This is a genomic window from Streptomyces sp. NPDC005266 (assembly GCF_040607655.1).
In the GTDB taxonomy this organism is placed as follows: domain Bacteria; phylum Actinomycetota; class Actinomycetes; order Streptomycetales; family Streptomycetaceae; genus Streptomyces.
The window spans coordinates 711,277-730,066 of record NZ_JBEXHC010000001.1 but is presented as its reverse complement, the minus strand read 5'-3'; the positions used below and the strand labels follow the sequence as shown (position 1 = coordinate 730,066).

The 18,790-nt window shown below is 72.2% G+C and carries 18 protein-coding genes; 10 read left to right on the top strand and 8 right to left on the bottom strand.

Annotated elements, in window-relative coordinates; translation table 11 throughout:
* The first annotated feature begins 155 nt into the window (after positions 1-155).
* The 3 genes from ABZU99_RS03355 to ABZU99_RS03345 all read left to right on the top strand — a co-directional run bounded on the left by ABZU99_RS03355 (position 156) and on the right by ABZU99_RS03345 (position 4,127).
* The gene (locus tag ABZU99_RS03355) at positions 156-917 is read left to right on the top strand and encodes a DeoR/GlpR family DNA-binding transcription regulator (protein ID WP_355944819.1); all 762 of its coding nucleotides are present in this window, start codon (positions 156-158) and stop codon (positions 915-917) included.
* Positions 914-1,858, top strand: coding sequence for a 1-phosphofructokinase (gene pfkB, locus ABZU99_RS03350; RefSeq protein ID WP_356043953.1), 945 nt, complete (start codon positions 914-916; stop codon positions 1,856-1,858). The genes ABZU99_RS03355 and pfkB overlap by 4 nt, the downstream gene beginning before the upstream one ends.
* Positions 1,859-1,943: 85 nt before the next feature.
* Positions 1,944-4,127: a fructose-specific PTS transporter subunit EIIC gene (locus ABZU99_RS03345; RefSeq protein ID WP_356043956.1), complete on the top strand. Its 2,184-nt coding sequence runs from the start codon at positions 1,944-1,946 to the stop codon at positions 4,125-4,127.
* A 7-nt stretch (positions 4,128-4,134) separates the two neighbouring features.
* On the opposite strand, the gene ABZU99_RS03340 is transcribed toward ABZU99_RS03345, so the two are convergent.
* Together ABZU99_RS03340 and ABZU99_RS03335 are read right to left on the bottom strand one after the other, a co-directional pair.
* Entirely contained in the window at positions 4,135-5,097 is a 963-nt protein-coding gene (locus ABZU99_RS03340) for an FAD-dependent oxidoreductase (RefSeq protein ID WP_356043959.1), read from the bottom strand.
* A 74-nt stretch (positions 5,098-5,171) separates the two neighbouring features.
* On the bottom strand, positions 5,172-6,314 hold the full coding sequence (locus tag ABZU99_RS03335) for a P1 family peptidase (RefSeq protein ID WP_356043961.1): 1,143 nt from the start codon (positions 6,312-6,314) through the stop codon (positions 5,172-5,174).
* 199 nt (positions 6,315-6,513) lie between these two features.
* Here ABZU99_RS03335 and ABZU99_RS03330 point away from each other — a divergent pair, with 199 nt between their 5' ends.
* Both ABZU99_RS03330 and ABZU99_RS03325 read left to right on the top strand, forming a co-directional pair.
* Entirely contained in the window at positions 6,514-7,089 is a 576-nt protein-coding gene (locus tag ABZU99_RS03330; RefSeq protein ID WP_356043964.1) for an AMP-binding protein, read from the top strand.
* A 3-nt stretch (positions 7,090-7,092) separates the two neighbouring features.
* Positions 7,093-7,278 carry a hypothetical protein gene (locus tag ABZU99_RS03325; protein ID WP_355944807.1) on the top strand — a complete coding sequence of 62 codons (186 nt, stop codon included), beginning with the start codon at positions 7,093-7,095 and terminating at the stop codon, positions 7,276-7,278.
* A gap of 7 nt (positions 7,279-7,285) precedes the next feature.
* Here ABZU99_RS03325 and mscL read toward each other — a convergent pair whose 3' ends face one another.
* The 5 genes from mscL to ABZU99_RS03300 all read right to left on the bottom strand — a co-directional run bounded on the left by mscL (position 7,286) and on the right by ABZU99_RS03300 (position 11,621).
* On the bottom strand, positions 7,286-7,780 hold the full coding sequence (mscL, locus tag ABZU99_RS03320; RefSeq protein WP_355944993.1) for a large conductance mechanosensitive channel protein MscL: 495 nt from the start codon (positions 7,778-7,780) through the stop codon (positions 7,286-7,288).
* 108 nt (positions 7,781-7,888) lie between these two features.
* Positions 7,889-8,515, bottom strand: a complete 627-nt coding sequence (locus tag ABZU99_RS03315; protein ID WP_355944805.1) for an RcpC/CpaB family pilus assembly protein — start codon at positions 8,513-8,515, stop codon at positions 7,889-7,891.
* Positions 8,516-8,688: 173 nt separating this feature from the next.
* Complete coding sequence (locus ABZU99_RS03310; RefSeq protein ID WP_356043968.1) at positions 8,689-9,537, bottom strand: S-methyl-5'-thioadenosine phosphorylase; 849 nt, start codon at positions 9,535-9,537, stop codon at positions 8,689-8,691.
* A gap of 95 nt (positions 9,538-9,632) precedes the next feature.
* Positions 9,633-9,995, bottom strand: a complete 363-nt coding sequence (locus tag ABZU99_RS03305; RefSeq protein WP_355944801.1) for an FmdB family zinc ribbon protein — start codon at positions 9,993-9,995, stop codon at positions 9,633-9,635.
* Positions 9,996-10,130: 135 nt separating this feature from the next.
* Positions 10,131-11,621, bottom strand: a complete 1,491-nt coding sequence (locus ABZU99_RS03300; RefSeq protein ID WP_355944991.1) for a potassium/proton antiporter — start codon at positions 11,619-11,621, stop codon at positions 10,131-10,133.
* 275 nt (positions 11,622-11,896) lie between these two features.
* Here ABZU99_RS03300 and ABZU99_RS03295 point away from each other — a divergent pair, with 275 nt between their 5' ends.
* Positions 11,897-14,650: a penicillin acylase family protein gene (locus ABZU99_RS03295; RefSeq protein WP_355944799.1), complete on the top strand. Its 2,754-nt coding sequence runs from the start codon at positions 11,897-11,899 to the stop codon at positions 14,648-14,650.
* Positions 14,651-14,754: 104 nt separating this feature from the next.
* On the opposite strand, the gene ABZU99_RS03290 is transcribed toward ABZU99_RS03295, so the two are convergent.
* Positions 14,755-15,354 carry a 5-formyltetrahydrofolate cyclo-ligase gene (locus ABZU99_RS03290; protein ID WP_355944989.1) on the bottom strand — a complete coding sequence of 200 codons (600 nt, stop codon included), beginning with the start codon at positions 15,352-15,354 and terminating at the stop codon, positions 14,755-14,757.
* Between the two features lie 85 nt (positions 15,355-15,439).
* On the opposite strand from ABZU99_RS03290, the gene galU reads away from it, so the two are divergent.
* The 4 genes from galU to ABZU99_RS03270 all read left to right on the top strand — a co-directional run.
* Positions 15,440-16,342, top strand: a complete 903-nt coding sequence (gene galU, locus ABZU99_RS03285) for a UTP--glucose-1-phosphate uridylyltransferase GalU (RefSeq protein WP_355944797.1) — start codon at positions 15,440-15,442, stop codon at positions 16,340-16,342.
* 4 nt (positions 16,343-16,346) lie between these two features.
* Entirely contained in the window at positions 16,347-17,672 is a 1,326-nt protein-coding gene (gene glp, locus ABZU99_RS03280; RefSeq protein ID WP_355944795.1) for a gephyrin-like molybdotransferase Glp, read from the top strand.
* Positions 17,673-17,734: 62 nt separating this feature from the next.
* Positions 17,735-18,217, top strand: coding sequence for a cyclic pyranopterin monophosphate synthase MoaC (gene moaC / locus ABZU99_RS03275; protein ID WP_355944793.1), 483 nt, complete (start codon positions 17,735-17,737; stop codon positions 18,215-18,217).
* Positions 18,214-18,790 (top strand): MogA/MoaB family molybdenum cofactor biosynthesis protein (locus ABZU99_RS03270; protein WP_356227680.1); only part of this gene is annotated, 577 nt, incomplete at its 3' end. The genes moaC and ABZU99_RS03270, both read left to right, overlap by 4 nt.

Below are 18,790 nucleotides of genomic sequence, written 5' to 3'. Positions count from 1 at the left end.
AGTCCGGCGGCATTCGGACATGGCGCTGAAGGGGGCGCTCGTCGACGATGCCCGGTCGAGTTTGTTTCGTGCCCGAGTCTGTTTACTTTGTGGAAGCAGCATCGTAATGTGGCCGCGAAATCACAGGTTCGGGCATGGAAGGGGCGTAAACCCACATGTACGCACCGGAGCGTCAGCAGGAGATCCTCCGGCTCGCCCGCGAGAGCGGACGGGTGGATGTGCTGTCCCTCGCCGAGGAGTTCCAGGTCACCGCCGAGACCGTACGGCGCGATCTGCGGGCCCTGGACCGGGCGGGGCTCGTCCGCCGTGTGCACGGGGGCGCCATCCCGGCCGGCCGGCTCGACTTCGAGCCCGACCTCGCCGAGCGCGAGTCCACCGCCGCCGATGAGAAGGACCGCATCGCCCGCGCCGCCCTCGCCGAACTGCCCTCCGACGGCAGCGTGATCATCGACGCGGGCTCCACGGCCGCCCGGTTCGCCGCCGCCTTCCCGCTGGAGGCCGGTCTCACGGTCGTCACCCATGCGCTGCCGATCGCCGCCCGCCTCGCCGACCACCCCGGTATCGCCCTGCACCTCGTCGGCGGACGGGTCCGGCATCGCACCCGCGCCGCCGTGGACGCATGGGCGCTGCGCGGCTACGGCGAGATCAAGGCCGATGTCGTCTTCCTGGCGACGAACGGCTTCTCCTTGGAGGGCGGGCTGACCACCCCCGACCTCGCCGAGGCGGCCGTCAAGAGCGCCATGATCGGCGCCGCCCGCCGGGTGGTGCTGCTCGCGGACTCCGCCAAGTTCGGCCAGGAGCACTTCGCCCGGTTCGGCGGCCTTGACGCCGTCGATCTGCTCATCACGGATACCGGGCTCAGCCCACAGCACGCCCTCGCCATCGAGCGGCAGGGCACGGAAGTGGTACGCGCATGATTCTCACCGTCACCCCCAACCCCAGCCTGGACCGCACGTACGAGATCCCGGCGCTGGAGCGCGGCGCCGTGCTGCGGGCCACCACCGACCGGGTCGACCCCGGCGGCAAGGGCGTCAACGTCTCGCGCGCCGTGGCCGCCGCCGGACACCGCACGGTCGCCGTGCTGCCCCTCGGCGGCCCGGAGGGCGCGCTGCTCGCCCGGCTGCTGGAGGGGTTGGGCATCGAGGCGGCGGGGGTGCCCGTGACGGGCTCCACCCGGGTCAACATCTCCGTCGCGGAGCCGGACGGCACCCTCACCAAGCTCAACGCGGGCGGACCAGAGCTGAGCGCCGCCGAGGCCGAGGCGGTGCTGGAGGCCGTACGGACCAGGGCCGACGGCGCCGACTGGATCGCCTGCTGCGGCAGCCTGCCGCGCGGCCTCGCTCCCGAGTGGTACGCCGAGCTGGTCGTCCGGGCCCATCGGGCGGGCGCCCGGATCGCCGTGGACACCTCGGGCCCCTCGCTGACCGCCGCCCTGCGCGAGCGCCCGGATGTGGTGAAGCCCAACGCCGAGGAGCTGGCCCAGGCCGTCGGCCGGCCGCTGGCCACCGTGGGCGAGGCGGTCAAGGCGGCCGAGGAACTGCGCGGGCTGGGCGCCCGCGCCGTCCTGGCCAGCCTCGGCGCCGACGGCCAGCTGCTGGTGGACGAGACGGGCGCCTACTTCGGCTCGGCGCCGGTCGCCACCGTCCGCAGCAACGTCGGCGCGGGCGATGCCTCGCTCGCCGGATTCCTGGCGGCAGGCGGCACCGGAGCCGCCGCGCTCACCGCGGCCGTGGCCCATGGCGCGGCCGCCGTGCAGCTGCCGGGCAGCGCGATGCCGACCCCGGCCGACCTCGACCCCTCCGCCGTCCTCGTGACGGCGGACGTCCCGCTGGACCGTGCTCTCAAGGAGCCCGCGTGACCGGCCCCGCCCACCCCAGCCCCCCAGTCCCCACTCCGTACGCCCGCCTGCCCCAGGGCGGCATCGCACACAAGGGAGCCGCGAGATGAGCGCGCTGATCACCGCGGATCTGGTCGACCTGGACCTGTCCGCCGACACCAAGGAAGCCGCCGCCCGGTCGCTCGCCGAACGCATGGTCGCGGCCGGTCGCGTCACCGACCTCGACGGTTTTCTCGCCGACGTGGCGGCCCGCGAGGAACAGATGCCGACCGGCTTGGACGGCGGCATCGGCATACCCCACTGCCGCAGCGAACATGTCACCGAGCCGACGCTGGCCTTCGGGCGCAGCACGGCCCGTATCGACTTCGGTGCGCCCGACGGTCCGGCCGACCTGATCTTTCTGATCGCCGCCCCGGCGGGCGCGGACAGCGACCATCTGACGATCCTGTCGAGCCTGGCGCGGCAGCTGATGAATGCCGACTTCACGGCCGCGCTGCGCGCGGCCGACCAGCCGGAGCAGGCGGCCGCCCTGATCCGCGGCGACGAGCGGGCCGCGGCCGAGGAGCCGGCTGAGGCCGGCGAGGCCGCCGCCCCGCAGACCCCCGCGCGCCTCGTGCAGGAGGCCACCCCGCAGCCCCCCGCGCAAGAGGCTGCCCCGCAGACCTCCGCGCGCCCTGTGCAGGAGGCCCCGCAGGCCTCCGCGCACCCCGTGCAGGAGGCCACCCCGCAGACCCCCGCGCAGGAGGCCGCCGTCCCGGAGCCTGTGGCCCCCTTCCGGATCGTCGCCGTCACGTCGTGCCCGACCGGTATCGCCCACACCTATATGGCTGCCGAGTCGCTGGAGAACGCCGCTCGTGAGGCGGGCGTCGAGCTGGTGGTCGAGACCCAGGGCTCGGCCGGATTCGACAAGCTCCCCGCCGCCACCATCGCCGCCGCCGACGCGGTGATCTTCGCGCACGATGTGGAGGTGCGGGACAAGGGCCGGTTCGCGGGCAAGCCGACCGTGGACGTCGGGGTGAAGGCGGGCATCAACCGCCCCGCCGAACTGGTCGCCGAGGCGCGGGAGAAGGCCGCCCGCGGCGAGGTCAGCGCCCCGGCGACCGCCACGGAGCGCTCGGCCCCGATGGACGCGGACGGCGCTGGTGACGGCTTCGGCACCCGGCTGCGCAAGTGGCTGATGACGGGCGTCAGTTACATGGTCCCGTTCGTCGCCGCGGGCGGTCTGCTGATCGCGCTCGCCTTCGCGATCGGCGGCTACGAGATCGCGAGCGCCAAGTCCGTCGCGGACCACTTCATCTGGACCGAGACCGCCAGCTGGGCGGCGCTCCTCTTCCAGATCGGCAGTGCGGCGTTCACCTTCCTGGTGCCGGTCCTGGCGGGCTATATCGCCTACGGCATGGCCGACCGGCCAGGTCTGGTCCCCGGCTTCGTCGGCGGCTTCATCGCGACCACCATCAAGGCCGGATTCCTCGGCGGTCTGGTCGCGGGTCTGATCGCGGGCGCGGTCGTCATGGGCATCCAGCGGTTCAGGGTCCCGGCGGCACTGCGTGGCATCATGCCGGTCGTGGTGATCCCGCTGATCTCCTCGGCGGTCGTCGGCTTCCTGATGTTCGTGGTGATCGGCAAGCCCATCGCCTCCGCGCAGAAGGCGATGACCGACTGGCTCAACGGCCTCTCCGGCGCCAACGCCATCATCCTCGGCGTGATTCTCGGCCTGATGATGTGCTTCGACCTCGGCGGTCCGGTCAACAAGGTGGCGTACGCCTTCGCGACGGGCGGGATCGCGGTGTCGGACCCGTCCGCGGGCAGCCTCAAGATCATGGCCGCCGTGATGGCCACCGGCATGGTCCCGCCGCTGGCGATGGCGCTGGCCACCACGGTGCGGGGGCGGTTGTTCACCAAGACCGAGCGGGAGAACGGCAAGGCCGCCTGGGTGCTGGGCGCTTCCTTCATCAGCGAGGGGGCGATCCCGTTCGCGGCGGCCGACCCGCTGCGGGTGATCCCCTCGTCGATGGCGGGCGGCGCGGTCACCGGCGCGCTGTCGATGGCCTTCGGCTGCACCCTGCGCGCCCCGCACGGCGGCATCTTCGTGGTTCCGCTGATCGGCCAGCCGTTCCTCTACCTGCTGGCCATCGTGGCGGGCACGGCGGTGTCGGCCGGACTGGCGGTCCTCCTCAAGGGGCTGCGGAAGACGGCGGAGCCGGAGGCCACCACGGCCGCCTCGGCCGGTGACGGGGCCGCCCCGGGCGGCGCCACCGAGGACGAGGCGAAGGTGGCGGTCGCGGTCTGAGCGCATCTCAGTCACCCCCAGCTCCGTCGGGCGCCATGGCGCCGATGTCCGTGGGCAGGCCGCGCGAGGCGTAGTAGGCGCCGAGCGCGGCCTCGCCGCCTGATCCCATGGCGGTCGCGATCCGCTGGAAGCGCGCCGAGCGCAGATCACCCGCGGTGAAGACCCGGGGGTGCTGGCGCGAGGGCGGACAGTATCCCGAGGGGTCGGCGGCGAGGGCCCCGCCCGGTGGCGCCGGGGCGCTGCCCATGTTGAGGAACGCGATATCAGCGGTCAGGGTGCGCCGCTCGCCCTCCACGGTCATGACCTCGGCGGTGATGGGCGCCGGGGAAGAGCCGGCCGGCGAGGACCCGAACGCCAGCCGCCGCACGGCCACCGGCTCCACCCGCGAGTCCCCTCTGATCTCCTCGGTCTTGTAGGCGTCCTCGGGCGGATGGGCGACCAGCAAACGGGTCGTCAGCTCCGGATGGGCGCGGGTCAGGGTGCCGAGGGGACGGTCCGCGCCCAGGACCAGCACGGTGCGGTCGGTGAGCTCCTCCGCATCCGCCTCCCGCAGTGGGGACAGGGCCCTTCCCTCGGCGCCGCTGAGCCATCCCGCCTCCTCGGGTCTCAGCGGCCCGACCCCCGTGGCGACGACCGCGTACGGCGCGGTCAGTCGCGACGCATGAGCCCCTGTGGGCTCCACGGTGACCTCCACCCGGTCGTCGAAGGCGTCGACGCGTGTGGCCCGGCGGCCCAGCGCGACCCGGCAGGGATCGCAACGGGCCACATCGGCCTCGATCGCCGCCGCCAGGCCGGGACCGCTGGTGAAGCCGAGGACGTTGCCCAGCACCGGGATACGCCGCAGTGCACCGCACAGGTCCTCGTCCGACTCGATCAGCACGGACCGCATCCCCACGCTCGCCGCCATCAGGGCGGCGGCGCAACCGGCCGGGCCTCCGCCGACGATCAGCAGATCGGTGTCGGTGTCCATGGTGATGTCCCTCCCCCTTCGTCTCTTCTTTCTCTCTTCCGTTCGTCCCTCTTCCGGATCTCCCGGCGGCCCGGTCAGCGGCCGTAGAGATCGCGGTACGCGGGGAAGACGCCCCCGGGGCCGTCCACGCCTTCCGCCGCCAGCACCGCCGCGACCACCGCCCGCGTCAGCACATCCGCCCCCGCCGCCAGCACCTCGTTCAGCGCCCCGCTCTCCCGGTGCACCCCGAACGCCGGATCCGCGGTGCCGCCCTGGCCGTCGTCCGCCACCAGCGGGTGATCGCCCGTGGCCAGGGCGAAGACGGTGTCGCCGTCGGACAGCAGATGCACTGGCCGGACCGCCCGCGCCAGCCCGTCGTGCGCCGTGCCCGCGAGCTTGTGCGCCTGGGCCCGGGTGAGCGCGGCGTCGGTGGCCACCACCGCCAGGGTGGTGTTGAGCGGGGGGCGTACGGACGCGGCCTGGCGCCGCTGCGACTCGGCCCGCGCCGCGGACAGCCGGCGCAGTGCCTCCGCGTGCTCGGCCTCCCCGGGCCGGGGCGGCGCGCCGCCCTCCGACGGCTCGAACGCCTGCCCGTACAGCACGCCCGTCCGTGGATCGACCACCGAGCCCGCCGCGTTGACCACCGCCAGCGCGGCCACCGTGAGGCCGGACGGCAGCACCGTGGAGGCCGACCCCGTGCCGCCCTTGAGCCCGGCGGCCACCGCGCCCGTGCCCGCGCCCACATTCCCCTGCGCGACCGGCGCGCCCGGCTCGGCACGGGCCGCGGCCTCGATCGCCTCACGGCCCAGCGCCGCGTCCGGCCGGGCCCGCCAGTCGCCACCCCGGCCCAGATCGAACAGGGCGGCGGCCGGAACCACCGGGACGACCTGCGCCGGATCGGGGCCGACCCGGAAGCCCCGGCCCTGCTCCTCCAGCCAGCCGGTCACCCCCGAGGCGCTGTCGAGGCCGAACGCACTGCCGCCGGTCAGCACGAGGGCGTCGACGCGCTGGACGAGATTGCGCGGATCGAGGGCGTCGGTCTCCCGGGTGCCGGGACCGCCCCCGCGCACATCGACCGCGGCGACCGCCCCGCCCTCGGGCGCCAGCACCACGGTCGTCCCGGTCAGCCAGCCGCCACCTGACCGCTGGGCATGGCCGACGCGCAGCCCGCGGACATCCGTCAGCCCGTCGGCCCGGCCGGGAGGGGGAGATTCGGGGATGGTCCCGTCGGCATTCATGGAAGCTATGCGTAGCACGGGAAGCCGTGCCATGGTCGTGGAGCGTGGCCAGGAGGGGACGGACGGGCCGGGAACGGCGCCTCCCTCGACCCCGGCCGCGCGGCGCGAGCCGGGGCCGCGGCTCCCTGGAGGGAGCCTCCGGCCGCCCATGTAGAGGACGTTCATCAGACGTTGATGGCCTGGCGGCAGTCTGTGCGGCATGCCGTTCGCTCCCGCCCCGAAGAAGACCGCCCTGCCCCGTACCTCTCGGACGGAGCAGCTCTCGACCCTGGCCGCCGATACGCGGCAGACCGCCCGGGTGGCCCTCCGCTGGATCAGCGAGCCGGACTGCACCGAGGAGCTCACCCATGCCGAGCTGCTCGACCAGGCGGCCAGGGCCGCTGCCGCCCTCACCCGGCTCGGGGTGCGTGCCGGGGATCGGGTGGCGGTGCACCTGCCGCTGGTGCCCGAATCCGTGATCGCCACGCTTGCCTGCGGCCGGCTCGATGTCGTCCGCGGCAGCCTCCCCGTGGGGCTGCGCGCCCATGAACTGCGCGACCGGATCCGGAAGATGGGCGCCAGGGTGGTCATCACCGCGGACGGTGAGCAGCGCTGCGGGGAGCCGCAGCCGCTCAAGCAGCTCGTCGACCGGGCGCTGCCCGGCTGCCCGGAGGTGCGGTCGGTGCTGGTGGTCCACCGGCTGGGCCGCCCGGTGTCCTGGACGCCCGGCCGGGACCTGTGGTGGCACGACGAGCTCGGCCGGTACACCGAGCCGCTCGCGCGGCCGTACTCTTGAGGCATGAGCACCGCCCCTGCCCCTGGACCGCGTGATCCTGCCGCCGCGCTGGACTTCGGAGATCCGCTGGCGCAGCAGTCATCGGACGATACGGACCGCGGGTGGGGTGAGCGGGTTCCCGGCGACAGCGCCCACAGCGCCGCGGATCTGGCCCGGTTCCTCGACGAGAAGCCGCCCCACCACCTCTGACGGATCCCTAGGCGCTGGAGCCGTTGCCCTTCTGGAGAGCGGGACCGCTGCCGCGCTGCGCCTTCAGCTCGTCGCGTATCTCGCGGAGCAGGGTGATCTCCGCGGCCTCCGTCTGGGCCTGCTCCTCCTCCGCCTTCGCCTCCCTGGCGGCCTTCCGCGCCAGATAGCGCGACATCGGCAGCACCATCAGGAAGTACACCACCGCTGCCGTGATCAAGAAGGTCAGCACGGCGCTGAGCACGGTGCCCCAGAGGATCGGGATGCCATGGATGACATCCCCCGCGGCGTTCGTCTCGCAGGGCGCCTTGAGGCATGAGCGGTACTTCTCGAGGTCCTTCGTGCCGAAGGCGCCGACTATGGGATTGATCAAGCCCTTCACTATGGAGTTCACGACGGCGGTGAAGGCGGCTCCGATGACGACCGCGACAGCCAGGTCGATCACATTGCCGCGCATCAGGAAGGCTTTGAAGCCCTCCAAGACGCTCTGCTTCTCCTCGGACACCTTCTCCTCGCTCAACCCACTGCCTCTCTTTCGCCGCGTCGGTGCTGGAGCGGACGGTTCCGCAACCTACACCGGCAAGGGGAACGGGCAGGAAACGGGGCGGGGGCGTCAGGAGCGGCACAGTGCCACCGCCAATCGGGAGCCGGCCGCGGCCCCGGCCAGCGCGGCGGCCGCCGCTCGCGGCACCGTCAGCACCACCAGCGCCCCGCCGTCGGCCGAGGACCCCGCGTCCACAGCGCCCGACTCCGCGGAGTCGCCGTCCGCAGCCCCGCCGCCCCCGGGGACAGAGGCCACCGTGACTCCGCGCGCGACCACCCGTGCGGCGGCGCCGGACGGACGGCCCTGAGCGGCGGAGTCGGGAGCGGGCGCGGCCAGCACATCCACCCGGTCGCCGGAGTGCAGCAGCCGCACCGCGGCCGCGTCGGCGATCCGGACCGGTGCGGAGACCAGGGCGGGGCGCGCCTCGCCGGCCCGGCCCCCGGCCTGGCCGTCAGCCGCCGGGGCGGGCGCCGCTGAAGACGCCCGGTCCGCACGGTCCTGGCCAGGTGGTGCCGCCGCGGCGAGTGCGGCGGCCGTGAGCGCCAGCCCGGCCGCCATCGCGCGCCGTCGCCGCCGCACCGCCCGCCGGACCCGGTATCCGCCCTCGCGGCCGACCCGCACGGGGCCGAACCGCGGAACCGGACGGGCCGGGGGAGCGGAGCGGGGTAACGCGAGCGTGGGGGACGGATGGGACATGGCACATCACCGCCTGCCGTGAGGGACCGGGAGCTTCTGGCCCCTTCACGATGCCCGGCCTCGCCCGATCCCGCTTGGGCCTGTGGACGACCCCCGGGGCTGTGGACAACTCCCTCACCCGGGCGAGCGACACCTACGCCGCCCCGCCCCGGCCCCGACGCCCCGACGCGCTCTTACGGCAGATCGATCCCCAGGTCCCAGCCCTCGTGCCCACGGCTGCACAGACAGTCCCGAGCGGAGGTGTCCGGCAGCTTGCCCACCGCGTCGAAGAGCACCTCACGCAGCCGGCCGACGTTCTCCCCGAACACCTTCAGCACCTCGGTGTGCGAGACGCCCTCGCCCGTCTCCACCCCTGCGTCCAGGTCGGTGACCAGCGTCAACGACGTGTAGCAAAGCTCCAGTTCCCGTGCGAGCACCGCCTCGGGGTGACCGGTCATACCGACCACCGACCAGCCCTGCGCCGCATGCCAGCGCGACTCGGCCCGGGTGGAGAAGCGCGGCCCCTCGATCACGCACATCGTCCCGCCGTCCACCGGCTCCCAGCCGCGGCCGCGCGCCGCCGCCACGGCTGCCTGCCGCCCCACCGGGCAGTACGGGTCGGCGAATGTGGTGTGCACGACGTTCGGCGCCCCTCCGTCCGGCAGCGGCTCGCCGTCGAAGTAGGTCTGCGTCCGGCTCTTCGTGCGGTCGACCAGCTGATCCGGCACGAGCAGCGTCCCTGGTCCGTACTCCGGCTGGAGCCCGCCCACCGCGCACGGTCCGAACACCTGCCGCACCCCGACCGAGCGCAGGGCCCAGAGGTTGGCGCGGTAGTTGATCCGGTGCGGCGGCAGATGGTGGGCGCGGCCGTGGCGGGGGAGGAAGGCGACCCGCCGTCCGGCGATCTCGCCGAGGAAGAGCGAATCGCTCGGCGCCCCATAGGGGGTCTCCACGGTGGTCTCGGTCACATCGTCGAGGAACGAATAGAACCCCGACCCCCCGATGACCCCTATGTCGGCTTGTCTGCTGCTGGTCTCGGCCATGCGATCACCCTAGCCAGCCGCCTCCGGACGAACGACACCCCGCCGCGTCCTAAAGAGGCGCGGCGGGGTGTCGTGAAGATCAGGCGGCCGAAGGATCAGGCGGCCGAGCTGGCGCTGCTCGACGTCGAGGACGTCGACGAGGACGATGACGTCGAGGAGGGGGAGGACGACGACGTCGAGCCCGACCCGGACGACGCGTCCGAGGACGACGACGAGCTCGCGCTGTCGCTCTTCGCCGCCGGCTTGGCCGAGCCACCGCCCGAGCTGCTGGAGCTGGAGGAGGAGCGGCTGTCGTTCCGGTAGAAGCCGGAGCCCTTGAAGACGATGCCGACCGCCGAGAACACCTTCTTCAGGCGTCCCTTGCAGTTCGGGCACTCAGTCAGGGCATCGTCGCTGAACTTCTGCACCGCCTCGAGGCCCTCGCCGCACGCGGTGCACTGGTACTGGTAGGTCGGCACGTACTTCCTCCTGGCACTCTCACTCAATGAGTGCTAACGACGCTCCATAGTGCAGTATTCCCGGCCGTCAGTCCACTGGGCCAGGTCATTCGGTGATCGATCCCACGTCCGGCCCGCAGCGCGGCACCGGCTCCGTCAGGCCCCGCCGGTGCCCAGCCAGCCCGCCAGTTTGCCGCCGCGGCCCACCGCGCGCAGCCGCTGCTCCGCCGCGTCGCGCACCGGGTCCGTGGCCACCACCATCAGTTCGTCGCCGCGCCGCAATACGGTCGACGGCAGCGGCACAAAGCTGGACCCTCCCCGTACGACGAGGGTGACCGCGGCCCCGGGCGGCAGCCGCAGCTCGGCGACCTCGACCCCGTGCATCTTGGAGCCCTCGGGGATCGTCACCGACAGCAGATGCCCGCGCAGCCGCTCCAGCGGCGCGGACTCGATGCCCAGGTCGGAGGTGGCGTCCGTCTCCCCGAGCCGCAGCCATTTGGCGAGCCAGGGCAGTGTCGGTCCCTGGATCAGGGTGTAGACGATCACCAGGACGAAGACGATATTGAAGATCCGGCGGCTGTCGGGCACCTCGCCGACCATCGGGATGGTCGCCAGCACGATCGGCACCGCACCGCGCAGTCCGGCCCAGGACAGCAGCGCCTTCTCCCGCCACGGCACGCCGAACGGCGCCGTGCTGATCAGTACCGACAACGGACGGGCGACCACGGTCAGCACCAGTCCGACGACGATGGCGGGCCAGATGTCATCGAGCAACTCGTGCGGGGTCACCAGCAGTCCGAGCAGGACGAACATGCCGATCTGGGCGATCCAGCCCAGCCCCTCGGCGAAGGCGCGCGTCGCCGGCCAGTGCGGCAGCCGCGCGTTGCCCATCAGGAGCGAGGCGACGTAGACGGCGAGGAAGCCGGACCCGTGCGCCATCGCGCCGACCGCGTAGGCCGCCATGGCGATCGCCATCACCGCGATCGGGTACAGACCCGAGGCCGGCAACGCCACATGCCGCAGCCCGTACGCTCCGAGCCAGCCGATCGCGAGGCCGATCACCGCGCCGATCGCCAGCTCCATGGCGATCTCACCGATCAGGGAGTACCAGGGGGGAATGGGCCCCCGCGCGGAGAAGGCGACCACCAGGATCACCACCGGGGCGTCGTTGAAGCCGGATTCGGCCTCCAGGGCGCCCGTGAGCCGCTTGGGCAGCGGCACCTTGCGCAGCACCGAGAAGACCGCCGCCGCGTCCGTGGACGACACCACCGCGCCGATGATCAGCGCCTGCCGCCAGTCCAGTCCCACCACATAGTGCGCCGCCGCAGCGGTGACCCCCACGCTCACCGCGACACCCGCGGTGGACAGCGCGGCGGCCGTCGGCAGAGCGGGTTTTATTTCGCGCCATTTGGTGCTCAGACCGCCTTCGGCCAGGATCACGACGAGCGCGGCGTAGCCGATGACCTGCGTCAGCTCGGCGTCGTCGAAGGTGACCCCGATTCCGTCCGTGCCGATGGCGACGCCGATGCCCAGATAGATCAGCAGTGTGGGCAGGCCGCTGCGGGAGGAGACCCTGGCGGCCACCACCGCGACAAGCAGGATGAGGGAGCAGATCAGCAGCAGTTCATTGAGGTGGTGAACAGTCAGGGGCCGGACCTTTCTCGCGCGAGCGGCGGGAACGGTTCGCGCGGTTCCCGGCCGACCGGAACTTCATTGCCTTACCTAACATTTTACGGGTTCTTGACGCGGGCCTCCTACGCGGGTCGTGTGCCGAGGTGTAGAAGCCCGGCCGGATGGGCGGTCCGCATGGCCGGGTGGCCGATGCGGGGCGTCAGTCATGACTCCGCGTAGGGGCGGCGACAGCGCTGCGCCTATGGTTGCTCAAGCACTCCCAGGATCACCCTGCCCCTCGAAGGACAGCGATGCCCGCCAACAAAACCGGCTCTCCTCGTAAGAAGAAGGGCCGACGCGTCCGCCTGATCGTCATAGCAGTCGTGCTGCTGCTGATCGGAGGCGTCGGCTACGGCACGTACTGGAGCATCAGTACGGTGCGTGCCTCTTTCCCGGAGACCACGGGATCGCTGCAGCTCAAGGGGCTGTCCAGTCCCGTACAGGTCAAACGTGACGGCTATGGGATACCCCAGATCTACGGCAACACCCCTGAGGACCTCTTCCGGGCCCAGGGGTTCGTTCAGGCCCAGGACCGCTTCTGGGAGATGGACGTCCGCCGCCATATGACGGCGGGACGGTTGTCGGAGATGTTCGGATCCGGCCAGGTTGAGACCGACGCGTTCCTGCGCACCCTGGGTTGGCACCGGGTGGCCCAGCAGGAGTACGACACCAAGCTGTCGGCGACCACCAAGAAGTATCTGCGCGCCTACTCCGACGGGGTCAACGCCTATCTCAAGGACCACCAGGGCAAGGCACTGTCCGTCGAGTACGCGGCCCTGGACCTCAAGAACGACGGCTACCAGCCCGAGAAGTGGACCCCGGTCGACTCGGTCGCCTGGCTCAAGGCGATGGCCTGGGATCTGCGCGGCAATATGCAGGACGAGGTGGACCGGGCGCTGGCCTCCAGCAGGCTCAGCGCCAAGCAGATAGAGGAGCTCTATCCGTCCTACCCGTACAGCCGGAACAAGTCCATCGTCCAGGGCGGGGCCCTCAACGAGGCCACCGACGAGTTCGACCCCCAGGCGACCGCGACCGACGCGACGCAGGGCGGCAACGCCGGGAGCGGGGCCACCGGCGCCGCCCAGGGGCTGCAGAGCCAGCTGTCCTCGCTGTCCACCACCCTGGACAAGGTCCCGGCGCTGCTCGGCCCGAACGGCACCGGCATCGGCTCCAACTCCTGGGTCATCTCCGGCAAGTACACGACCACCGGCAAGCCCCTGCTCGCCAATGACCCCCACCTCGCCCCGCAGCTGCCGTCCGTCTGGTACCAGATGGGCCTGCACTGCAAGCAGGTCTCCAGCGCCTGTCCGTACGACACGGCGGGCTTCACCTTCGCCGGCATGCCCGGCGTCGTCATAGGTCACAACCAGAACGTCAGCTGGGGCATGACCAACCTCGGCGCCGACGTCAGCGACCTCTACCTGGAGAAGGTCAACGCCAACGGCTACCTCTACGACGGCAAGCAGGTCCCCTTCACGACCCGCGAGGAGACCATCAAGGTGGCGGGCGGCAAGAGCCGTACGATCACCGTCCGCGCCACCAACAACGGTCCGATCGTCTCCGACCGCGACGACGAGCTGACGTCCGTCGGCAAGAGCGCCCCGGTGGGCAGCGGCGCCGACGATGTGGCCCCCGACCGCGGCGACGGCTACGCGGTGTCCCTGAAGTGGACCGCGCTCACCCCGTCCAGCACCATGGACGCGGTCTTCGAGCTCGACACCGCCAAGGACTTCAGCGACTTCCGCAAGGCGGCCCAGGACTTCGCGGTCCCCTCCCAGAACCTCATCTACGCCGACACCAAGGGCAACATCGGCTACCAGGCGCCCGGCCGGATCCCGGTGCGCGCCAAGGGTGACGGCCGCTACCCGGCGCCCGGCTGGGACTCGCGCTACAAGTGGAGCAAGTACATTCCGCAGTCGGCGCTGCCCTGGGAGCTCAACCCCAGGAGCGGCTATATCGTCACCGCGAATCAGGCCGTCATAGACAAGAAGAAGTACCCCTACCTGCTGACCGACGACTGGGGCTACGGCGCGCGCAGTCAGCGCATCGCCGACCTCATCGAGTCCAAGATCAAGGACGGCGGCAAGGTCTCCACCGACGACATGAAGTCCATGCAGATGGACAACAGCAGTGAGATCGCCAAGCTGCTGACGCCCTATCTGCTGAAGATCAACATCAAGGACGACTACACACGCCAGGCGCAGCAGCTCCTGGAGAGCTGGGACTACACCCAGGACTCCGACTCGGCCGCCGCCGCGTACTTCAACGCCGTCTGGCGCAACACCCTCAAGCTCGCCTTTGGCGACAAGCTGCCCAGGGAGCTGCGGGTCAAGGGCCAGTGCCTGCGGGTCCGCCCGGCGGACGACTCCGGTCCGCTGGAGGACCTGGAGGGCAACACCCGGCTGGTGCGCGAGTGCGGCAAGCGCGACCCCGACATGGCGCAGCCGGACGGCGGCGACCGCTGGTACGAGGTCATCCGGAACATCGTCAAGGACCCGGGCAACAGCTGGTGGAAGACGGCGGGCACCCGCAACAGCCCCGGCGCGACCAACCGTGACGAGCTGCTGGCGAAGGCCATGCGGGCCGCGCGCTCCGAGCTCACCGCCAAGCTGGGCAAGGACATCAACAGCTGGAGCTGGGGTCGGCTGCACCGGCTGACCCTGAAGAACCAGACGCTGGGCACCGAGGGCCCCGGCGTGGTCCAGTGGATGCTCAACCGCGGCCCCTGGAACCTCTCCGGCGGCGAGGCCGCCGTCAACGCCACCGGCTGGAACGCGGCGGGCGGCTACGACGTCACCTGGGTCCCCTCGATGCGGATGGTCGTCAACCTCGACAACCTCGACAAGTCGCGCTGGATCAACCTCACCGGCGCCTCCGGGCACGCCTACCACGCGCACTACACGGACCAGACCGAGAAGTGGGCGAAGGGTGAGCTGCTGCCCTGGGCGTTCAGCAAGAGCGCGGTGGACAAGTCGACGGAGGACGAGCTGGCGCTCACGCCGTAGCGCTCGACGGGCCCGGAGGCCGTGCGCGGGGCGCTCCCGCCCCCGGCCGCCCCGGGGCCCCACCGGCCCTCGCGGCCCCGCTGTGAGACGCCTCCGGGCGCCTCTCAGCGGGGCCGCGGCGTGAAGCGGTGGACACCCGAGGGCGTGATGGCCGCGTGCACGGGCCGGTCGTGGCCTTCCTCGGGGACCTCGTCCAGCAGCTCGCCGTCGTAGAGCAGCACCACCAGCGCCGGGTCGGCCCCCGCCCGTGCCAGCCGGGCCAGCACCCGGTCGTACGAGCCGCCGCCGCGGCCCAGCCGCATGCCGCGCCGGTCCACCGCGAGCCCGGGCAGCAGCACCACGTCCGCCCGGGTGACCGCCTCGGGGCCCAGCCGCGGCCCCGCGGGCTCCAGCAGCCCGCGGCGGGCGGGCACCAGCCGTCCGGGCCCCTCGTCCTCGCCCCAGTCGAGATCGTTGTCCTCAAGCAGGACCGGAAGCAGCACCCGCGCGCCCCGCGCGCGCAGCGCGTCCCGCAGCGCCCGCGTGCCGGGCTCGCTCCCCATGGACACATACGCCGCCACCGTGGCCGCCCCGGCGAGCTCCGGAAGCTCCAGCGCGCGACACGCCAGAGAGGTCCGGGCCGTCTCGATGTCATCCGCAGTCAACCTGGCTCTCACCGTCAGGAGACGTCGCCGCAACGCGTGCTTACTAGCGTCGGTATTGATCACTGGGCGCGAAAACTCCTTGTCTCATGCCATATTCACCGAATCCTCATCATCCGCCCTAAAGGCACCAGATAGGGTTCAGAGCATGACTCAATCGCGTACTCGGATCAGTAAGGCTGTCATCCCCGCCGCGGGCCTTGGCACCCGCTTTCTTCCGGCCACCAAGGCCACGCCCAAGGAGATGCTGCCGGTCGTCGACAAGCCGGCGATCCAGTACGTCGTCGAGGAGGCCGTCACCGCCGGGCTGTCCGACGTCCTCATGATCACCGGCCGTAACAAGCGGCCCCTGGAGGACCACTTCGACCGCAACTACGAGCTCGAAGAGACCCTGACCCGCAAGGGCGACGAGACCCGGCTCGCCCGCGTCCGGGAGTCCAGCGACCTGGCGACCATGCACTACGTCCGCCAGGGTGACCCCCGGGGCCTTGGCCACGCCGTGCTGTGCGCCGCCCCGCACGTCGGTGACCAGCCCTTTGCCGTCCTCCTCGGCGATGACCTCATCGATGCCCGCGACCCGCTTCTGGCCCGGATGGTCGAGGTCCAGGAGCAGCAGGGCGGCAGCGTCATCGCCCTGATGGAGGTGGACCCCCAGCAGATCCACCTCTACGGCTGCGCCGCCGTCAAGCCGACCCTGGACGAGGGCGTCGTCCAGGTCACCGGCCTGGTCGAGAAGCCGGACCCCGCCGACGCGCCCAGCAACTACGCCGTGATCGGCCGCTATGTCCTCGACCCGGCCGTCTTCGACGTGCTGCGCCGGACCGAGCCGGGGCGCGGTGGCGAGATCCAGCTCACCGACGCCCTCCAGGCGCTCGCCTCCGATCCGGACCTCGGCGGCCCGGTGCACGGCGTCGTCTTCAAGGGGCGCCGTTACGACACAGGCGACCGTGGCGACTATCTGCGTGCCATTGTCAGACTCGCGTGCGAACGTGAAGACCTGGGCCCGGAGTTCCGGGACTGGCTTCGTCGATACGTCAACGAGGAGATGTAGCACTTTGAGCAGCACCGCGGCACGGGCCGCCGACCAGGACGCCACCAAGGACCGGGACCGGGTCTGGACGGTGGCCGAGCACCTCGACGACATCCTCGGGCACATCCACCCGCTGGAGCCCATCGAGCTGCAGCTGCTCGACGCCCAGGGCTGCGTCCTGGTCGAGGATGTCACCGTCCCCGTCGCCCTCCCGCCCTTCGACAACAGCTCCATGGACGGCTATGCCGTCCGGACCGCTGACGTCGGAGCCGCGACGGCGGAGCATCCCGCGGTGCTGACCGTCGTCGGCGATATCGCGGCGGGCAGCGGCGAGCTGCCCACCGTGGGACCGGGCGAGGCGGCCCGGATCATGACCGGCGCCCCGCTGCCGCCCGGCGGTCAGGCCGTCGTCCCCGTCGAATGGACCGACGGTGGCCTGGACAGCGGCCCGGTCACCCACATGCTCGCGCGCGGCGCCGACCCCCACGGCGGCAGCGGCAGGGTGCGGGTCTTCCGGCCGGTCCAGGACGGGCAGCATGTGCGCACTCGGGGGAGCGACGCGGACGCGGGCGAGCTCGCGCTGCGCGCCGGTACGGTCCTCGGGGCGCCGCAGATCGGGCTGTTGGCCGCGATCGGCCGCGCCACGGTCAAGGTCCGCCCCCGGCCGCGCGTGGTCGTGCTGTCCACGGGCAGCGAGCTGGTTCAGCCCGGCGAGGAGGCCGGTCCCGGCCGGATCCATGACTCCAACAGCTTCCAGCTCACCGCCGCCGCCCAGGAGGCCGGCGCGATCGCCTACCGGGTGGGCGCCGTGATCGACGACGCGGCGACGTTGCGCTCGACCGTCGAGGACCAGCTGGTCCGCGCCGACGTCGTGGTCACCAGCGGCGGGGTCAGCGTCGGCGCGTACGACGTGGTCAAGGAGGCGATGCACGAGGTCGCGTTCCGTAAGGTCGCCATGCAGCCGGGCAAGCCCCAGGGCTTCGGGCGCGTCGGCCCGGACGGCATCCCGCTGATCGCCCTGCCCGGCAACCCGGTCAGCTCCTACGTCTCCTTCGAGCTCTTCGTGCGCCCGGTGATCCGCACCATGCTCGGCGGCGGCCAGGTCCACCGCACCACCGGGCGCGCGGTCTGCCCCGACGGCGTCGCGTCCTCCCCCGAGGGCAAGCGCCAGTTCCTGCGCGGCTGGTACGAGCCGGCGGCGGACGACCAGCCCGCCACCGTCACCCCTGTGGGCGGCGCGGGATCGCACCTCGTCAAGGCCCTGGCCCAGGCCAACGCGCTGATCGTCCTCCCCGAGGAGGCCACCGGGGTGGCCCCCGGCGCCGAGGTGGACGTCGTCCTGCTGAGCTAGGTCCCTGCCACGGCGGGTACGGTGTCGCCCACAGCAGCCACCTGGCCCGGACCGGGAGAACGATGAGCAGCGCCCAGGATCACCTCACCCACCTCGACTCCGCGGGTGCCGCGCGCATGGTCGACGTCTCAGCCAAGGACGTCACCGCGCGCACAGCGCGCGCGAGCGGCCGTGTGCTCGTGGCCCCGCGCGTCGTCGAACTGCTGCGCGGCGAGGGTGTCCCCAAGGGCGACGCCCTGGCCACCGCCCGTATCGCGGGCATCATGGGCGCCAAGCGCACCCCGGACCTGATCCCGCTGTGCCATCCGCTCGCCGTATCGGGCGTGAAGGTGGACCTCACGGTCGCCGACGACGCGGTGGAGATCGTCGCCACCGTCAAGACCACGGACCGCACGGGCGTGGAGATGGAGGCCCTGACGGCGGTCTCGGTCGCCGCCCTCACGGTGATCGACATGGTCAAGGCCGTCGACAAGGGAGCCGTCATCACGGACGTCCGGGTGGAGGAGAAGACCGGCGGCAAGTCCGGGGACTGGAGCCGCGCATGACCGGCTCACCGGCGTATCGCGCCCTGGTGATCACCGCCTCCAACCGCGCCGCCGCCGGCGTCTACGCCGACCGGGGCGGCCCGCTGATCGCCGAGGGGCTGGCCGCGCTCGGCTTCGCGGTGGACGGCCCGCGCGTGGTGCCCGACGGGGACCCGGTGGAGGCAGCCCTGCGGGAAGCGGTGGCCGCCTCGTACGACGTCGTCGTCAGCACCGGAGGCACCGGCCTCACCCCCACCGACCGCACCCCCGAGGCGACCCGTCGCGTCCTCGACTACGAGATCCCCGGCATCGCGGAGGCCATCCGCACCGAGGGGCTCGCCAAGGTGCCCACCGCGGCGCTCTCCCGGGGGCTCGCCGGAGTCGCCGGACAGACCCTGATCGTCAACCTGCCCGGCTCCACCGGAGGGGTCCGTGACGGCCTTACGGTCCTCGGCCGCCTGTTGGTCCACGCGGTCGACCAGATCCACGGCGGCGACCACGCCGGATCCGCGGGCGGTGACGACGCCGGATCCGCGGGCGGTGACGACGCCGGATCCGCGGGCGGTGACGACGCCGGATCCGCGGGCGGTGACG

Bases quoted from the DNA above. Each gene is read 5' to 3' on its own strand.
- ABZU99_RS03330 (WP_356043964.1), top strand. From the start codon at position 6,514: ATGCCGTTCGCTCCCGCCCCGAAGAAGACCGCCCTGCCCCGTACCTCT.
- galU (WP_355944797.1), top strand. From the start codon at position 15,440: ATGACTCAATCGCGTACTCGGATCAGTAAGGCTGTCATCCCCGCCGCG.
- ABZU99_RS03295 (WP_355944799.1), top strand. From the start codon at position 11,897: ATGCCCGCCAACAAAACCGGCTCTCCTCGTAAGAAGAAGGGCCGACGC.
- pfkB (WP_356043953.1), top strand. From the start codon at position 914: ATGATTCTCACCGTCACCCCCAACCCCAGCCTGGACCGCACGTACGAG.
- ABZU99_RS03345 (WP_356043956.1), top strand. From the start codon at position 1,944: ATGAGCGCGCTGATCACCGCGGATCTGGTCGACCTGGACCTGTCCGCC.
- ABZU99_RS03315 (WP_355944805.1), bottom strand. From the start codon at position 8,515: ATGTCCCATCCGTCCCCCACGCTCGCGTTACCCCGCTCCGCTCCCCCG.
- ABZU99_RS03325 (WP_355944807.1), top strand. From the start codon at position 7,093: ATGAGCACCGCCCCTGCCCCTGGACCGCGTGATCCTGCCGCCGCGCTG.
- ABZU99_RS03340 (WP_356043959.1), bottom strand. From the start codon at position 5,097: ATGGACACCGACACCGATCTGCTGATCGTCGGCGGAGGCCCGGCCGGT.
- ABZU99_RS03335 (WP_356043961.1), bottom strand. From the start codon at position 6,314: ATGAATGCCGACGGGACCATCCCCGAATCTCCCCCTCCCGGCCGGGCC.
- ABZU99_RS03310 (WP_356043968.1), bottom strand. From the start codon at position 9,537: ATGGCCGAGACCAGCAGCAGACAAGCCGACATAGGGGTCATCGGGGGG.
- moaC (WP_355944793.1), top strand. From the start codon at position 17,735: ATGAGCAGCGCCCAGGATCACCTCACCCACCTCGACTCCGCGGGTGCC.
- ABZU99_RS03355 (WP_355944819.1), top strand. From the start codon at position 156: ATGTACGCACCGGAGCGTCAGCAGGAGATCCTCCGGCTCGCCCGCGAG.